The organism is Arthrobacter sp. P1_H7 (assembly GCF_056405215.1).
This window is the reverse complement of record NZ_JBFUCO010000032.1, coordinates 1-16,511: the sequence shown is the minus strand read 5'-3', so window position 1 is coordinate 16,511 and position 16,511 is coordinate 1. Positions and strand designations below refer to the sequence as shown.

At 58.7% G+C, this 16,511-nt stretch carries 13 protein-coding genes; 2 read left to right on the top strand and 11 right to left on the bottom strand.

Translation table 11 applies throughout. The features are described from left to right. The 5 genes from AC1DXI_RS20440 to AC1DXI_RS20420 form a co-directional block, all read right to left on the bottom strand. Window positions 1-123: FAD-dependent monooxygenase (locus AC1DXI_RS20440; protein ID WP_476940104.1), on the bottom strand; the 123-nt coding region annotated here is incomplete at its 3' end. Window positions 124-226: 103 nt separating this feature from the next. Beyond that, window positions 227-967: an IclR family transcriptional regulator gene (locus tag AC1DXI_RS20435; RefSeq protein ID WP_476940102.1), complete on the bottom strand. Its 741-nt coding sequence runs from the start codon at window positions 965-967 to the stop codon at window positions 227-229. A 1,912-nt stretch (window positions 968-2,879) separates the two neighbouring features. Further along, window positions 2,880-3,215, bottom strand: coding sequence for a YdhR family protein (locus AC1DXI_RS20430; RefSeq protein ID WP_230121410.1), 336 nt, complete (start codon window positions 3,213-3,215; stop codon window positions 2,880-2,882). A 43-nt stretch (window positions 3,216-3,258) separates the two neighbouring features. Next, window positions 3,259-4,545, bottom strand: a complete 1,287-nt coding sequence (locus AC1DXI_RS20425; protein WP_476940101.1) for a hypothetical protein — start codon at window positions 4,543-4,545, stop codon at window positions 3,259-3,261. A 97-nt stretch (window positions 4,546-4,642) separates the two neighbouring features. Then, window positions 4,643-6,268 carry an amidohydrolase gene (locus tag AC1DXI_RS20420; RefSeq protein ID WP_476940100.1) on the bottom strand — a complete coding sequence of 542 codons (1,626 nt, stop codon included), beginning with the start codon at window positions 6,266-6,268 and terminating at the stop codon, window positions 4,643-4,645. Between the two features lie 378 nt (window positions 6,269-6,646). Here AC1DXI_RS20420 and AC1DXI_RS20415 point away from each other — a divergent pair. Further along, window positions 6,647-7,830 (top strand): IS3 family transposase gene (locus tag AC1DXI_RS20415; protein ID WP_476940099.1). Its coding sequence is split into 2 segments (ribosomal slippage): window positions 6,647-6,908 and window positions 6,908-7,830, totalling 1,185 coding nucleotides; the frame shifts between segments, so codons are not numbered across the junction. Here the strand turns inward: AC1DXI_RS20415 and AC1DXI_RS20410 are convergent. The 6 genes from AC1DXI_RS20410 to AC1DXI_RS20385 form a co-directional block, all read right to left on the bottom strand. Continuing rightward, a complete protein-coding gene (locus tag AC1DXI_RS20410; RefSeq protein WP_476940103.1) occupies window positions 7,718-8,461 on the bottom strand; it encodes a helix-turn-helix domain-containing protein in 744 nt (247 codons plus the stop codon). The two genes, AC1DXI_RS20415 and AC1DXI_RS20410, sit on opposite strands and share 113 nt — an antisense overlap. A 778-nt stretch (window positions 8,462-9,239) precedes the next feature. Further along, complete coding sequence (locus tag AC1DXI_RS20405; RefSeq protein ID WP_230121406.1) at window positions 9,240-10,316, bottom strand: carbon-nitrogen hydrolase family protein; 1,077 nt, start codon at window positions 10,314-10,316, stop codon at window positions 9,240-9,242. Between the two features lie 162 nt (window positions 10,317-10,478). Continuing rightward, window positions 10,479-11,420 (bottom strand): AraC-like ligand-binding domain-containing protein, encoded by a 942-nt coding sequence (locus tag AC1DXI_RS20400; protein ID WP_476940098.1) that lies wholly within the window; start codon window positions 11,418-11,420, stop codon window positions 10,479-10,481. Between the two features lie 749 nt (window positions 11,421-12,169). Next, window positions 12,170-13,384 carry an MFS transporter gene (locus tag AC1DXI_RS20395; RefSeq protein WP_230121500.1) on the bottom strand — a complete coding sequence of 405 codons (1,215 nt, stop codon included), beginning with the start codon at window positions 13,382-13,384 and terminating at the stop codon, window positions 12,170-12,172. A gap of 63 nt (window positions 13,385-13,447) precedes the next feature. Then, a complete protein-coding gene (locus tag AC1DXI_RS20390; RefSeq protein WP_476940097.1) occupies window positions 13,448-14,509 on the bottom strand; it encodes an amidohydrolase in 1,062 nt (353 codons plus the stop codon). Next, window positions 14,416-15,105: an amidohydrolase family protein gene (locus AC1DXI_RS20385; protein WP_476940096.1), complete on the bottom strand. Its 690-nt coding sequence runs from the start codon at window positions 15,103-15,105 to the stop codon at window positions 14,416-14,418. The genes AC1DXI_RS20390 and AC1DXI_RS20385 overlap by 94 nt, the downstream gene beginning before the upstream one ends. A gap of 227 nt (window positions 15,106-15,332) precedes the next feature. Here AC1DXI_RS20385 and AC1DXI_RS20380 point away from each other — a divergent pair. Further along, window positions 15,333-16,511: 4-hydroxybenzoate 3-monooxygenase (locus AC1DXI_RS20380; RefSeq protein WP_476940095.1), on the top strand; the 1,179-nt coding region annotated here is incomplete at its 3' end.

Below are 16,511 nucleotides of genomic sequence, written 5' to 3'. Positions count from 1 at the left end.
GCTGCGGACTTCGATGACCGTGGATTCGATGCCGGCCTTGGCCAGCAGGTGGGACAGCATCAGCCCGGCCGGGCCTGCCCCCATGATGGCCACCTGCGTGGTGATGGTCTTGCGTGTTGCCATGACTGGATCTCGCTTCGTTGCGGGCTTAAATGTTCGAGCTTGGGTCCCAGTATGAGCTTCGCAACCTTGATATAGAGCGAATCATTCCGTTGAGCGGAAGCCTTCACGAGACTCCGAGATCCCGGGCGATCCCTCGAGCGGCTGTCTGCATGGCAGGGACGAGCGCCTGGAGGCGCAACTCGCGCAAAGGAACCACGACGCCGAGCGAAGCCACCGCGTAATGCTTGCGATCGAGAATGGGCACCGCGATGCCCCAAGTATCGGTGTCCACCACACCAGCCAACTGCGCGAACCCTTGCTGTCTCGTTTCGCTGAGTATCGCCCGCAAACAGCCAATGCTGACCCTGCCATCAGCGTCATGAAAGTAGTCAAGGTATTCGGCTTGGAGTGTTCTGTCCTGATTCGCCATGAGTGCCAGCCCGGCAGACGATATATGCACCGGCATCCTCCCGGTCACCTGTGCTCGGTTAGTAACGGATCCCCGCCTGGACAGGCGCTCGACGAAGAGAGTCTCCCAGCGGTCCAAAATTGCGAGGTTAACGTTCTGGTTCAGGACCTGCTGGATGTCCTGCATGAATGGCATGGCCGCTTGCGTCAGTGCCAGCGTAGGAGACGTACGGTTGGCCAGCTCCCAGAGCCTGATCCCAGGGCGAACCATTCCGCCCGGGCCAGCCTCTAAGAGCCCGTGGCCGGCAAGTTGCCCGACCAATCGGTGCGTCGAGGTCAGCGGCAGAGCCGCTCGGCTTGCCAAGTCCGAAAGGGACAGAGCGCCGTCCTTTGGAAAGGCACTGATCAACCGGACAATCCTGTCTACCACCGAGTCGCCCGAAGTTGAGTTCGCCAAGGCTGCGCCTTTCGCTTAGTTATCCGAACGTAGCTTCTCTGGTCTTCATGAACAGGGGTGACACCCTTCCACGAATCAAACGTCAGGCGAAGGCAAGTTGCCCGGGCCTAAAAAGACTCACGCCTACATGAAAAAGCATCAGAAGCTGCCGCAGTATGAGGCGACAACCGTTCACTACAGTGATTCTAAGGTGAAATGGCTTGCAAAAGCAGTGGCCGGTTGATAGCGAAAGACGATCGGCCGATCGCGAGTACAGTGTTGCAGAGCGCACCTATTCGTTCGAGAATGAGATTAGCAATCTGCAAACCGAAATCCATAATTCCTCATTTTCGTTTGCCCCGTATTTGCGGGCGACGAATTAGGCGCTAAATACCGATTACGACCAAGGAAGTGCGGCCCACGTGACTCATCAGCCAAAATATTCTCCTGCCGTAACTCATCACGTTCCCACCGGCCAACACGCCCCGGCTAGCGGTTGGTGGAGTCCGGAAACGGAGCCAGAGCCATTCCGCTACCTTCAACGAGGAGAAATAATGCCCGCGTTAGATGGCGACCAGACAATCTGGAAGCTGATGCTGGAACTCGAACCATCACAACGCATCCGATCCAGTACCTACCGCCCCGTGCCAGCAAACTCTCTATTGGTCGAAAACACCTAAGAAGCGATCATCATGAAAAGCAGACTTCTTGTGCAGGCAAGGAAAGAACATATGCAGGCAAGGACATCTTGGGGCGGCGGCAACGGTTCGAGATCAGATATGTCCTCGTCGACACCCCTACTCCTGCGGACAACGTCGGGCGACGGTCAATTTGCCAACCAAAGCCGGAATTGCGCGCCCCTGCCTGGGAACCAGGATAAACCGAATGACAGCGATCTGGATGATCTTTTGTGACGTTAAATGTTTGATAAAACGCAAGCTCTGGTAGCTAATGGGACTGCAATCGCTGGCAAGAAACCATTGGGTTATGAGTTGGATTGACCGGTACCCACACCCAGATGCTGCCTTCGGGCTATCAACAATCAAAGGACTCGACAATGATGGCGCTAAAGAGCCGGGATGGCAAGCAAAAGAAGCTACAACGAGTCGACTAGTTGTTAGGGAAGATTGTCAGAATAGTGGAAGCAGGATACGTTGTGCGTATTGGCGAGGTAGAAGCAGTCATGCCTTCTGGATACTTACTGTGGTTGAAGGCCTCAGGATCCGAAACCCGTGCACTATTCGGCCCTGCTCTCGGTCAGCTTGTTTCCTCTCACCGACCCGAACGGGAAAGCCTGTCCTTGCTCGGACCGGCCAACATCGCACAGCCGTGTCCTCGCGGGGACGCATGACACCACAAAGTCCTGGACATCCCATGAGCCACTAACAGTCACATCCAGAACTACCGCGCCGAAGCCTCTAGTGCTCTCTGGGCTTTGACCCTCCGCAAGGAACGAGCAAGGTTATCCCTCGGACTGATCAACCAGCAGAGATGGGGCACCAAAAGCCATGAAGCAGGCCGCTAGCATACTGGCATTTTGCCATGTGCTCCCAGGCAGCTAGAGGTCCCGACCATCGAACTGTCACGGTGGGGATAATAAGGAACTCATAGAAGTTGAGCGGCTTGGCCAGACTAGGTAAGAGGCTAGCTCTTCTGATTTTCGACGATTTCATCGCATACGGCACGGGTAGGCAGCCAGCAACGGCGCACGACAGCGGCGGCGTCCAAGCTACTCGGATCTCAGCCTCAAAGCCGACCAAGTGGCTACTCGTCAGCTGGGCAGTGCCCTCACAGCTTGTTCGACGGCGCCGGGAACTGCGGGTTCCCTAGGCAGCATTTCCATTGCAGCGCATGTGATACGCCTGCAGGCTGCGTGGGTTCAAAGTGATCGCGGCGTATCCGGACGAGGACACGCCGCGGCAGCATAGTCGGGCTATTTGCGTGCTGCAGCGACCGGACCGCGGGTCTGCCGCGTCAGGTCTCCATCAATATCAAAGTAGTGCTTAGTGATGTCTGAGATGCCTGGGTGTGACTTTAGCGACCTCTCCATCACTTCATCGCCCCAATTCCTGGCGTTGGCTTCACTGTCGAAGAGATAGATACCGCCAGCTGTCTTCTCCTCGTCATCGTAAATCCAGATCTTCCATAGCAGGCCTTTCACGCCCGCAATCTTGATGGCCGACTGCATTATCCGCTCGGCCTGCCCCTGGTCGTCCTTCGACAAAGCGCGCCGATAATTCACTTGCAATAGCTTCATAGTGTTGTCCATTCAAAGGTTCCGCCTCGGGGAGGGCAAGGCTAGGGTCTCCTAGCTAGGGAACTTCTGCATGCCACGCGGACATGTGTTCGCGATGTGTGTCCAGTAGTGCATTTTTGTCGTGGAATTGGTCGTAGTAATCGACGTCGACGTGTTGGGCCTGAAGGTAGACCGACGTGTGCACGGTCGGGAGCGTTCCTGGGACACGGCCATAGGTTTCCAACAGTCGTTCTACCACCGATTCGAAGTATCGAATGGTCGCTTCATCGTAGCGCTGTGCCTGAGAAAGGACTGCCCCGCCGTCACGGTACATGCCGATACTTGTGTTGTAAGCCCCGTCACGGCCAAATTTACGTTCAATAAAGCGAGCAACGACGTCATCGGCACCACTGCAGTAGGGCGGCGACAAGGTTTCGAAGTATCCGTCCAGCCCCACGGGATTAGCCAAAGGGGAGTGGGCCACCCGCTTGAACCGGAAACCCATGCCCAAAACTCCCTGATTTTGGTACGCCCCTAGGAGGGCATTGGTGTCGATCCCACCATAGAGCCACCCTCCCAACCCCATGGATTGGAGCATGAGTTGGGTGTTGTAGGCAATGATGCCGCTCTCCACGGTAGCCTGCTGTCCGACCAGCTGTTCAAACGCCGGCAGCGGCATCCGTGCATCAGGGTTTAGCAAGCCTTTCCGAAGAAGTTCAGCGGTGTTGCCGACGGGCCTGTCTTCAAAGGCGTCCCATAGAATGACGCCCTCCCCGCTAATGATCGAAAGAAAGCCAAGAAACTGCTCGGTCGCATCTGCGATCGGAACCATCAGAGTCGTCCCAGGACGAAGTGCGTTCCACCTGTTGTGCGCCGCGATATACGCAGAAGGAAGATGACAACGCTCGTCAGTCACTTTCATGAGCAAGCTGTCGGTCAGGGCGACCAGCGAGTCTAGCGAAGTCGCGTGTGCAGCTTGTTCTAAAAGCTCCGGGGATGCGGTGCGAAGTGCCGTTATGTAGACACCCGAATCATCGATAATTGCCAGTTCGGAGCTGTGTATTCCTGCGGCACTCGGATTGGTCCGTCCGGTCAAACGACTCGGGTAATTGCAACCAGCATCAGGTGGGCCCGATTCAGTATGGGGCATGCCCAGGTGCCAACCCGTCAGGCCGGTAGCAGCCCACACCAGAAGAGCCCGTTCGTCTGCGCCGAGTGGGTGAGGCTCGTGCCTGGAAGAATACGCCAGCGGACCATCAGGAATCGTCATACCCAAGCCGAAGCGGCGTGATCTTCTTCCAGCCAGGGCTTCGACCAAGGTAAAGGAACGTACTGCGTCTAACTTGCCCTGTCTAAAACTCATCTTGTCCTTTCAAAGGTGCGGCCGGGCTCGGGAAACCGGCAGCTCGAGTGCGCTTTCCGTGCGGGGCGGGTAGTGGCCTTAGTTGGCTGCTTGGGATTCATTCAGCTCGTTGGTGTGCTAAGCGGCCGTCGACATAGGTGCGATCAACCTGCAGACGGCGCAAATCATTGGTCGTGCACGTGAGGGGATCCCGATCCAGGACCAAAAGGTTGGCACGCTTACCCTTTTCGAGGCTTCCTTCCTCGCTGTCGCGTCCGGAAGCGTGCGCCGCTTGGATGGTGAAAGCTCGTAATGCCTCTGCCGCGGTTACCGCCTCTTCCGGCTCGATTGAGACCCCGGAGAGGTGTTGCCGAGCGACTGCAGTCCACATGATTTCAGCAGGCGAAAACGTGCCCGCAGGATGATCGGATGCGAAACTGACGCGGACTCCAGCGTCGATCATGCTGCGAACAGGAATGACCTTGAGGTGGTTCTGGTTCTCCCCCCTCCAGCCAGAAAAAAGATCACCCACATTGTGGGCCAGACCTGGGTTGGCCACTAGGTCAATGTCTAACTCAGCCATGCGAGTTGCCTGGCGGGCCTCAGCAACGAAGGCATGCTCGAGCCTGAGGACTGGTTGCCGGCCAAAGGTTTCGCGAACGGCTTCGTAAGCATCGAGAATTATATCGATGGCGCAGTTGCCCATGGCGTGGACCGCAAGGTCGATGCCAAGGCCAGTGGCCCGCAGTGCGATGTCGCGTACCTCACGAGGGTTGTAGAAGTTTGTCCCCACGTGTTTGACGCAGCCGTCATGTATTTGGTGAATTGCACCGCTGTCGGGGTAAGCCCGATCAACGAACACCTTCATAGCACCGCCACGGAGCATCCGAGTCCCCTTGCGTTGGATACGTTCAAGAACGTCGGGGTTTCCCAAATCTTGCCGGGCGAACAGGAAGTCTCCTCCGTGTATCTGTTGCAATGTAAGAGGAAGCCGCCCCGATTCATCGGCGCGCCGGTATAACTCGGCGCCCTTAGCCGTGACACATGCGTCGCCCACTCCGGTCAGCCCCACAGCCAGATACTGTTTGGCTTTGGATTCCAGTAACTCGACGGCGTGATCCCAGTCCCGTTCTGCGTAGTCCTCCCACGAGATGGAATTGAGTAGACCGGCGGTGGTTCCCATCAAGGTTCCAGTGGCCAAGCCGCGGGTATCACGTTCTACGCCTCCGCCCCAAGGGTCAGGGGTGCTTTGTGTAATCCCTGCAGCCTCCAACGCTGCCGTATTCGCGTAGCCTGCATGCCCGCTGACATCTACAAGGAAAAAGGGGTTGTTAGGAGAAACTTCATCCAACTCGTATCGGGTGGGTGTACGTTGCTCTCTGATTTTGGACATGTCGAAACCGAATCCGCTTGCCCATTGCCCCCGAATGAGATTTGAGCAGTGGGCTCGAATTACCTCGAGTACCTCGTCCATCGAGGCGAGAGGAGGGGTCATGCAGTTAACCGCTACTGGGGCGAAAGCGGCAAAACTCATGTGATTGTGGGCATCGATGAAACCAGGGACAACGGTTCGACCTCCGGCATCAAGGACCTCTGCTTGATGTGATGCCTTTAGGCGCAGGTCTGCTTCGCTACCCACCGCGGCGATGCGGCCCCTCTCAATCAGGACGGCTTCGTGGACGGAATCGTCTTCATCGACGGAACGGACAACTGCGTTCGTGATGAGCTGGGCTTGTACTTCCATTGGCTAACCTCATTGGTGTTGGCGGGAAACGAAGCCTCCAGTCAGAGAATGGGCTACGTCGCCTGCATCCATGTGTGTTGGAAGCCTGGAGGGGGCGCGCGGGCCGCTGAATGCAGGCAGTGCGTTCGGGAAACTTTCGTCGCTCCATCGAGAGTAGATGGAGCGCCCGGGCTGTTTCGATGCTTTTCCCGCCAACTTTTTGCCGTTTCCCGACAAATTCGGAGGTCTCTCCTGAAGAGGTGAAACAAAAGAAAGTCAAGCCTCTAGTCGTGTGCCTTGCGATAAGCCAATGGAGAGAAACCCGTAGACTGGGCTGCCGCGGAGATCTCGGACAGTGGGCCCTCTTAAAATGGGGGTCTACTGAAAGTAGAGATCAGCATGACCGCATCACGCAAGCGATTTACCCAGGAGTTCAAGGACGAGCTGTGCCGCGAGGTGATCAGCACGTCCAAGCCGATCAAGGACGTGGCCACCGCGTACGGTGTCGGCCCCGAGACGCTCCGCAACTGGCTGGTCAAGTACCGTGAGGCCAACGGCGGCACGGAGGTGGATCTGACGGTCTCGGAACGGGCCCGGCTGAAGGAGCTCGAGCGTGAAGTTCAAGAGCTGCGGGCGGAGACGGCCTTCTTGAAAAAAGCCAGCGCTTACTTCGCGCGGGAGCAGCGGTAGTGAGCAAGTATGAATTCATCGATTCCCAAAAAGCTGAGCCCGCCGATCTGAATTCGGTGGTGAAAATGTGCCGCTGGTTGGCCGTCTCGACGTCCGGTTTCTATCACTGGGCCACCCGTCCGCAATCGGCCACGGCGGGGCGCCGGCAGGCTCTGACAGCGCGGATCCGGCACTTCTTCGAGGAGTCCGAGGGCACCTACGGGTACCGGCGCATCCATGCCGATCTCGCCGCGGAACAGACCGAGTGCTCTCCCGAGCTGGTGCGGCAGATCATGCGCTGCCAGGGCCTGGTGGCCTGTCAACCACGCCCGTTCCGCATCACCACCGAGGCTGACGCCGAGGCGGCCGCTGGCATGCCCGACCTCGTCAACCGGGACTTCACCGCAGACCGCCCCGGGGTGAAGTTCGTCGGCGACATCACCTACATCCACACCTGGCAAGGATTCGTCTACCTCGCCACCGTCATCGACTGCTACTCGAAGAAAGTCGTCGGCTGGTCCATCGCCGATCACATGCGCACCGGGCTCGTCGCCGACGCGCTCAAGAACGCCGCCGCGACGACCCGGATCGAGCCGTCCGCGATCTGGCACTCCGACCGGGGCAGCGTCTACACCTCGGCCGATTTCAGGGCCCTGGTGACCGGCCTGGGCATGCGCTCCTCGATGGGACGCACCGGCGTGTGCTGGGACAACAGCATGGCCGAATCGTTCTTCTCAGCCCTGAAAAACGAGCGTGTCTATCGGACCGTCTACGCCACGAAATCACAAGCCCGGAGCGATGTCATTCGCTACATCGAGGGGTTTTACAACAGCAGGCGCCGTCACTCCGCTCTCGGTTACCGGCGGCCCAACGAAGTCCACTATGGTTATCAACAGCCAGCCTTGGCAGCGTAGAAGAATCCACTAATTCCGCTGTCCGAAATCTCCGTAGCAGCTCAGACCTTGAAAAGGAACGTGAGAAATTCGATGAGGTTCCGAAGCCGCAGTAAAGGGCGATTCGGGTCATGGAGGCGCTGGTCGCCGTCAGCATCGCCTTTGCACGCTGGATCCGCTCCCGGGCAATACAGGCTGCGGCTGTGGTCCCGTGCGCTTGAAAGATCCTATTCAGCTGCCGCGCTGACATACTCAGCTCCAGCGCTATCCGATTCGTAGTGAGCTCATGATCGTGAGCTTGCTGCTCAATGAGACGAACTGCCTCCAAAAACAGACTGCGGGCACCGTTGCCAGCCACTATGCCTGTGAGAGCCTTGGCAATCACCCGAACTCGGTTTTCAAAATCGGATGTTACGCCTCCAGCTGTTGTCAGACTCTGGAGCAAGACCCGGTATTCGTCTAGACCAAGATTTGCGCCGCCCTCGTAACCTTCCCTGATGCGGATACAGGACTCGCCGTTAGAGAAGAGATCGCTGGGCACGAGTATCCGGGGTATCTCCAACAGAATTTCTGCGGTGCCGGGGCGGAAGCCAATAAAAAAAGGGTCCTGTGGGTCGTAGAACAGGACGTCGCCTGGGCCGGCCACATGCATACTTGAGGCGGACGAGTAAGACACCCCGCCTGCCACGACGACCTTGCAGAAGATCGCCTCCCCAGGGGCACCGGCATTTCGTGCAACACGATCGACTACGTGTCCGTTAAGAAAGAATCCATGGACTCGTGTTTCATCAACCGTTGACATTGAATGGCGCGCCAGCAACCCGTCACTGTTCAGCGGGGTGTAGTCAGCCGTCGGAAACAGGGACTCGTCTATGTGATCCTGCCACACTCGCGTCCGGTCCCGAGTCGTATAAGGTGCAGTCGAAAAGTGATGCGTTCTTCCCACAGCAATCTCCATTATGAAACCGTGTTATTAATCGACCGTGGACCTCAAAGACGCGGCCTCAATAAAGGCTTTGGCCGTTGGGGCGACGTCGCAGACGCAAGGCCGCCACAACTTAGTCCCTTCGCTCTGTTCTTTCACACAGGCTGCCCGACGCTGTAGGGACCACCGCAGTGCGCGCGATCAGTTCATCCAGAATGCACGCAATCCTAAGTATGAACAACAAGGCATCGGCGATGGAGTAATCGCACATTGCGATGACCTCAACGAACGGGCACGCCAACGGAAAAACTTGAAAGGTACCTGTGGGAGAAACTGAGTCCTCCTGCCATCACGCCGCGGACAAGTACCCGGGCACCACCTGCTCCCCCGCGCGGCTTACTTGGCCGTCTTACTCGCCGCCAGGGACTGTGGGACTGTCCAACAAGTGCAATGTGCGTGGCACCAAGGAATGGACGTGGAACCACCCACACTTGAAGTTTGCACTCTATAGTTCCTGAGGTATCGGATCCCTCCCTTCCATTTCTGAGGCTGCGTCCCAGGAGCGGTCTTTAGCTACAGTGTCTGACGAAGAGACGATGGCACGTGTGCGGGTTGTTTGTTCTGCTGGTGCGGTTTCGATGACGGGGCGGCGGACGGTTTTGTTGAGGACAAGTTGTGTTGCGTCGGCGCGTGAGTAGTGGCCGGCGGGGTCTGCGATGGCCTTGGCCAGGGAGATTGTTCCTAGGTCGATGTCGGCGTAGATAATTCCTTCCTGGTCTGTCGGGAGGGCTTCGTGGAGCTGTTTGCCGTCGGGTCCGAAGATGCGGCTGTATCCGCCGCCGGTTTTCAGGAGGGCTTTTTGCAGGTCGGTGTCGCACAATTCGTCTTGCATCTCTTGAGAAACGATGGCTGTGGGTGCCAGGACGTAGCAGGACCCTTCCAGGGCGTACACGCGTGATGCTGACACGTTGGCTTCGCCGCTGAGTGCATATGCTCCTCCCTCGTACAGGGAGAAGCTGGGCCAGGCGGCGAAGTGGAGTTGTTCGTTCTGGGCGTACATGGCGTATTTGGACAGTGGCTGCAGGTGTTCCCAGCAGCAGAGGCCGCCCACGCGGCCAAGGTTCGTGTCCCAGACGGTAAGGTCACTGCCGTCTCCTTCGCCGTAGATGGTGCGCTCCACGTGGGTGGGCTTGAGTTTGCGGCGCTGGGCGATCGTTTTTCCATCGTCGCCAATGATCCATTGGGCGATGTAGAGGCTGCTGCCGCTGCGTTCGCTCAGGCCCAAGCCGACCATGATGTTGTTGTCTTTCGCGGCCTTTGCCAGGCGTTCGGCCTGGGGAGTGCCGTATTCCAGGGAGTTGTCGAAGTACCGCTGTCCGAACTTCGCCAGCCATACTGCGGGTGCGTCCAGCCAGGCGTACCAGGGGTAGCCCGGGAGCCAGGTCTCGGGGAACGCGATCACTTCAGCGCCGTTGCTGGATGCTTCTTCTATCAGGGCGACCGCCTTGTCGATGGTGGCGTCAAGATTGAGGAAGACAGGTGCGGCCTGGATGGCCGCTGCCTTGAACTTGGGGTGGTCCATGGAAAGCTCCTAAATTTGTGACCTCAGTCACCGCGTCTTGGATGCCTTCAATGTTAGGTAGGTCAGTGCATGTATGTCTTGCCTGCGCGTCGCAGAGGCATTGACTGTTTGCGTCAGCTTTTCTGGGGATCCCGGACTGCCAACTGCCGGAGCTGGTAGCCGTTATTTTGGTGGCCGGTGCAGCAACGACGGGGGCTGGCCAAATTGGCGACGGAAGGCCCTGCTGAAGTGGGCTGAGTCCGAAAACCCCCAGGCCTGCGATAGCTCCGCCAATGTTCCTTTATGACTGCCCTTGAGTAGCTCTTCCCGGATTCTTTCCAGTCGCTGCTGCCAGACCCATCCCATGACCGTTTGCCCTTGGAGTGCGAAGGCGCGGTGGATGCTGCTTGGTGAGAGGTGGAGCTGTTGGGAGATGGCGGCGATGTTGAGTGAGTCGTCACGCAGGTTGTCCAAAATGTAGCGCTGGATGAGCTTTTTCCTGGGTGGACTGTCATTGTCGGGTATCCCGCTGGTGAGACCGCCCAGTCCGGCGACGATCAGATGCTCCAGTCCGTGCGAGACGGCCAATGCGGAAGGCGGGGTGAGGAACTCGATATCGTCCGCCAGCATCCTAACGGTCTTGACGAGAATTTGGGCAGCCCCGGGATCGGCGCCAACCGCCAGCGCCGTGAGAGCTTCCGCTTGGGGAAGGTGCGCCTCAAATCCCCGCCGAGGCATTCGGAGCACTAACTGTTCAAAGTGATCCGTCAGCTGAAGAGAATACGGCCTCGTCGTGTCATACAGGGCGAAAGCTCCGTTTTCAATGCCGGCGGACCGTCCCGCCTGGGTCACAACGCAGGAACCGGCGGTTTGGACCCCCACCATGAAGAAGTCCTCACCAGAGGAACTGATGCTGCCGGGAGTCCGGTGAACTGACTGCGCTGTGGCCCTGACCCGCGCAAAGTCCAGAGAACCCAGTGACTGCACTGACAGCTCCCCCTGGATGTCCTCATGGCCCCCAGCCGCCCTGCAATCAAGGCTGACGAAAGTCTCGGAGACAGTCTGGGTCCAGAATGCGACCCTGCTCCGGACCGGAACAGAAGACGTGCGAACAACTGTTGTCATAAGTCTGTTCCTTCTTGGGCGCTTCTAAGCGGTACCGGCGGCGGCTTGGAGGGCTTTGCACTCGCCTCCTCGGTCATTAGATTTTACTTCCAATCGAAAATCTTCTCTAAGATGGTGCGTTGAGTAGCGCATCGAGACGCCGGGTCCCTCGCCCAATGATTCTGGTAGTAGGGGATAGATGTACCCTTCTGCCGCAGCGGGTGGTCCAGCATTGCAACGCACGGTCCTTCTTTTGCTTGCCCTTATGCTGCTTCGGTGGAGCCATAAGAAGTTCAGCCCATTCAGAAACGACACGTACAAGGCCAACGGTGACCGGCGAGAGTCCCAGGTGTGCCAATACGTAAGCTCCTCATATCGGTTCTGGAGATGCCGCAGCCGTTCCTATCCGTCAAGTCCTACCAGTACCGCGAAGAGCGGTTTGATGAGCTGGCTCCGGGGCCCGCCCCGACGAATAGACGGTGAGATTGCATCCAAGACGGGTGACGAATTGGTTGCGAGTGAGATGCAGAAGATCCATGCTCCCATCAAATGCGCCTGCCTCCCCGGAGAGGGAGACAGGCGCACGAGCCACGAGGGGAGGCAGTCTGACAAATGGAATATGGGATTAGGAAACTCACGTCATGCGGGTGCTATAACTACGCCACTACTGACCGTCGGGTACTCCAATCGGGCAAGCGGGGTTGCCCTGCTTTAGCAGGTGAACGGTTTTGGGTTTATTGGCTGCTCGGTCACGTTTAGCTTTGGATAAGTCACGCGTCGACAGGGCTTACGGCGTGTGCTTCCGGCTCAGGCGCCGGAACCTTCTTTGGTTGCGCTAGCTGGACGAGGACCAGCGAAACGACCAGCGCTATGCTGCTGGTAATTACCAGGGCGGAGTACCCACCCTCGGATTCAATGAGGCGTCCAGCGATAAACGGCCCAATAGCGAACCCTCCTCCAATGAAGAGGTTAGCAAGGTTGGTGGCGCGACCAGCGCGGTCCAGGTCGGCGAGGGTCGACATGAGGAATGGCAAGGTCCAGGGCCAGGTGAACTTGAACAACAGCGCGGCGCCAGCAAAGCGGAGAGCATCGGGGGTGCCGAAGAACAGTGCGACAGCGACAATCATGCCCAGGTATCCGCCCATCAGCAGAAACCGTCTGCTGGCGCGTCCGCCTACGAGCGTCGCAACTGTGGACCCTAGTATGCCGACGAGGGTGGCGGCCGACAGAATAAGACCCGAGGTGGCAGGGTCTATCGCCGAGGCGGCCGCGATGCCACCGGTAAAGGTCCAGATGCCGCTGAGTCCGATGTAGAAGATCAAACATGCGATAAGGCCAAGGATGGATTTTCCTACGTTCGGCTTCTCCGGGGTTCCCTCTGCCAGGGAGGAGGACACGTTACGGCCGGCGGGTAAGAACCGCACCAATGGCAAGGCAAGGAGCATGGCCGCGGCGAGCGTCCAATATACGACGCTAATGCCCACCGTCTCGAAAAACGCGGGAAGAACAGCAAGCCCTATCGCGCCAAACGTAAGCTGCCCCACAGACCATAGCCCGTATACGCGATCCCGGTTGCGGGTTTGGGCGGCGAGGGCCATGGCGAGGACCATTAACGATCCGCCCGCGAATGAAGTGATGCCTCGTACCGTAACGAGGGCTCCATAAGAATCAAGGAAGCCCGAAAGGAGGTTACCTGCGACAAAGACTGAACCACAGAGGGTCGCGGCTGCCCGTAAATTGGCCCGCTTAATCCACAGCAGGGCGGGAAGGGAGGCTAAGCTCATAGCGCCGAGTTCGACGGCGAAGAGATCTCCGGTCTGGGTGGGGGTGAGCCCCATTTGCCTGAAAAGCTGGCCCGCGACGGCGGGGGCCATGAGCAGGAGTGTGGCCGCAATGCCGGAAAAAACGACGATGAGGGCTATGCGTCCTTTCGAGTTGGGGTCGTCAGTGCGCGGACCTGCGGCGGGCATGATGCCAAGATTCATTTTTTTCCTTAATAGAAAGGGCGAGACGGGGAGATGGTGAAGCGATAACGGCCTGCGGTCGATTTAGCTGGGCAGGGCACCGGCAGTAACCGGTTGGGTAGTTTGCCTCTGGTGGGCGACGAGGCCGTCAACGTAGGTTCGCTCAACTATTACTGAACGCAGTTCGTCCGGGGGTATGGTCAGCAGGTTTTGGTCCAGCACCAGAAGATTTGCGCGCTTCCCCACCTCGAGGCTGCCCTCTTCTGTCCCTCGTCCAGAGGCATGAGCAGGGTTGATGGTGTACGCGCGTAACGCCTCCGCTGGAGTAACCGCTTCTTCAGGGTCGATAAGAGCACCCGTGTAATGACGCCTGGTGACTGCGCTCCACATAATTTCTAATGGGGAGAAGGTTCCGCAGGGGTGGTCGGATGCAAAGCTCACGCGGACGCCGGCGTCGATCATGCTTCGCAGCGGGAGAATGCGGAGGTGCTTCTGGTTCTCACCCCGCCAACTACCAAAAAACAGTCCATCCTTATAGGCAAGGCCAGGGTTCGCTACAAGGTCGATACCAAGTTTCGCTAGGCGGGGGGCCTGGGAGACTTCGGCAATGAAGGCGTGCTCAAGGCGGAGGATGGCGTCGTCCCCTGTCCGCTTCCGTACGCTTTCATAAGCGTCGGAAACCGCATCGACTGCGCAGTTCCCCATACCGTGGATTGCGAGGTTGATTCCTAGGTCAGTGGCTTGGAGGGCGAGGTCATGGACCTCCCGCGGGTTGTAAAAATTACTCCCCACGTGCTTGGTGCAGCCATCGTGAATCTGATGAAGTCCGGGACCGTCGGGATAGGCGCGGTCGACGAAGATCTTCATGGTGCCACCTCGCAGCATGCGGCTTTCACTGCTGTGGATGCGGTCTACGATGTCGGTGCGTCGGAGGTCTTGCTGGGAGAAAAAGTGGTCGCCGCCGTGGAGCTGCTGCAACGTCAGAGGGAGCTTACTGGCTGCGTCGGCCCGACGATAAAGTTCGGCAGCGCGAGTAGTAACGCAGGCGTCACCTACGCCCGTAATCCCAACAGCGAGGTACTCGCGTGCCTTCGCTTCCAGCGGCCAACCGCTCGGTCCCAGTCGCTTTCGGCATAAGCTTCCCACGAGGCTGAATGGAGTAGGTTGGCCGCTGTTTCGAGAAGAGTTCCGCTTGGAGTGCCATTACCGTCACGTTCAATGTGCCCTCCCCAAGGGTCTGGCGTGCAGGCGTCGATACCCACGGCTGCGAGGGCGAGGCTGTTTGCGTAACCGGCATGGCAGTTGGACTCCAGGAGGAAGAACGGGTTGTTTGGGGCAACTTCGTCCAGTTCATACCGCGTCGGATTTCGCCGCTCTTTGATTTGTGAAGCATGAAAACCGATGCCCCGCACCCATTGACCCGCGGGAAGGTTCCGGCAGTGGGCCTCAATGGCACCAAGTACTTCGTCCATAGAGGCCAAGGGCGGAGTAGAGCAGTCCACGGCAAGCGGTTCGAAAGCCGCCACACTCATGTGATTGTGGGCGTCAATGAAGCCAGGGACGATGGTCTTGCCGCCTGCATTGTACACATCGGTTCCGGGGGCCGCAACTGCCTGCACCTCGGCTTCATTGCCGACTGCTGCGATGCGACCAGCCCGGATAAGGATCGAGCTGTGGACGGAGTCCTGAGCATCCACTGTATGGACAACAGCGTTGCGGATAAGCAGATCACGATTAGTCATGAAAACCTCGCTTGCTTCGTTGGGGTATGGCGCACGGCTATTAGGGACGGATGGGTGTATCCGTCGGGTGTGGCTGTTGTATGAAAGGCATGTGCTTGGCTTAATCGGAATCCGGTTGTCTACTCGACACTTACTAGTGCAACCAGAAACTAGGATCTAGGTCACAGAGGGGAAGGACAATGAGGGATCCGAGATCACCCGAGCCCGCAACGAAGCGAGATCCAGTCATGGCAACACGCAAGACCATCACCACGCAGGTGGCCATCATGGGGGCAGGCCCGGCCGGGCTGATGCTGTCCCACCTGCTGGCCAAGGCCGGCATCGAATCCACGGTCATCGAAGTCCGCAGCCACAAGGAAATTTCCGAAACCGTCCGCGCCGGCATCCTTGAACACGGCACCGTGAACCTGCTGGTGGACAGCGGTGTCTCGGACCGCGTCCTTCGCAAGGGGGACCGGCACGACGGCATCGAGCTGCGGTTCAACGGCGAGAGCCACCGCGTCGACTTCAAGGACCTGGTGGGGGAATCGGTGTGGCTTTATCCGCAGACGGACGTCTTCCTGGACCTCGCCGCACGCAGAAAGGACGACGGCGGCGACGTCCGCTACAGCGTCACTGACACCACCGTGCACGAACTTGAGGGCAGGCCGAAGGTCTGGTTCACGGACGCCGACGGCGTGGAGTTCGAGATCCGGGCCGACTTCCTGGTGGGCGCGGACGGTTCCCGCAGCCACTGCCGGTTCCAGATCCCTGAGGCGCAGCGCAAGTGGTACTTCCACGAGTACCCCTTCGCCTGGTTCGGCATCCTGGCCGAGGCGCCGCGCAGTTCCGACGAACTGATCTACGCCAACTCGGAGAACGGCTTCGCCCTGATCAGCCAGCGCACGGAGACGGTCCAGCGGATGTACTTCCAGTGCGACCCCAAGGAAAACGTCGCCGAGTGGGACGACGACCGGATCTGGGCCGAGTTCCGCAGCCGGGTGAACGGCAACGGCTTCGAACTCAAGGAAGGCCCGGTCATCGAGAAGATGGTGCTGCCCTTCCGCAGCTTCGTCCATACGCCGATGCGCCACGGCAACATGTTCCTTGCCGGCGACGCCGCGCACACAGTCCCGCCCACTGGTGCCAAGGGCCTGAACCTGGCCATCCACGACGTCAAGGTCCTCTTCGAAGGGCTGGACAACCACTACAACTCCGGCTCCGACCGGCTCCTGGAGACCTACAGCGACCGCGCGCTGGAACGGGTCTGGAAGGCCCAGCAGTTCTCCTACTGGATGACCACCATGCTCCACACCCCCGCCGGCGCGGACGACTTCTCCCGCGCCCGCCAGCTCGGCGAGCTCAACTCTGTGGTCTCCTCCACCCACGGCATGGCCTACCTCGCCGAGGCCTACACCCGGCTGGCC

Bases quoted from the DNA above. Each gene is read 5' to 3' on its own strand.
- AC1DXI_RS20430 (WP_230121410.1), bottom strand. From the start codon at position 3,215: ATGGACAACACTATGAAGCTATTGCAAGTGAATTATCGGCGCGCTTTG.
- AC1DXI_RS20425 (WP_476940101.1), bottom strand. From the start codon at position 4,545: ATGAGTTTTAGACAGGGCAAGTTAGACGCAGTACGTTCCTTTACCTTG.
- AC1DXI_RS20420 (WP_476940100.1), bottom strand. From the start codon at position 6,268: ATGGAAGTACAAGCCCAGCTCATCACGAACGCAGTTGTCCGTTCCGTC.
- AC1DXI_RS20410 (WP_476940103.1), bottom strand. From the start codon at position 8,461: ATGCATGTGGCCGGCCCAGGCGACGTCCTGTTCTACGACCCACAGGAC.
- AC1DXI_RS20405 (WP_230121406.1), bottom strand. From the start codon at position 10,316: ATGGACCACCCCAAGTTCAAGGCAGCGGCCATCCAGGCCGCACCTGTC.
- AC1DXI_RS20400 (WP_476940098.1), bottom strand. From the start codon at position 11,420: ATGACAACAGTTGTTCGCACGTCTTCTGTTCCGGTCCGGAGCAGGGTC.
- AC1DXI_RS20395 (WP_230121500.1), bottom strand. From the start codon at position 13,384: ATGAATCTTGGCATCATGCCCGCCGCAGGTCCGCGCACTGACGACCCC.
- AC1DXI_RS20385 (WP_476940096.1), bottom strand. From the start codon at position 15,105: ATGACTAATCGTGATCTGCTTATCCGCAACGCTGTTGTCCATACAGTG.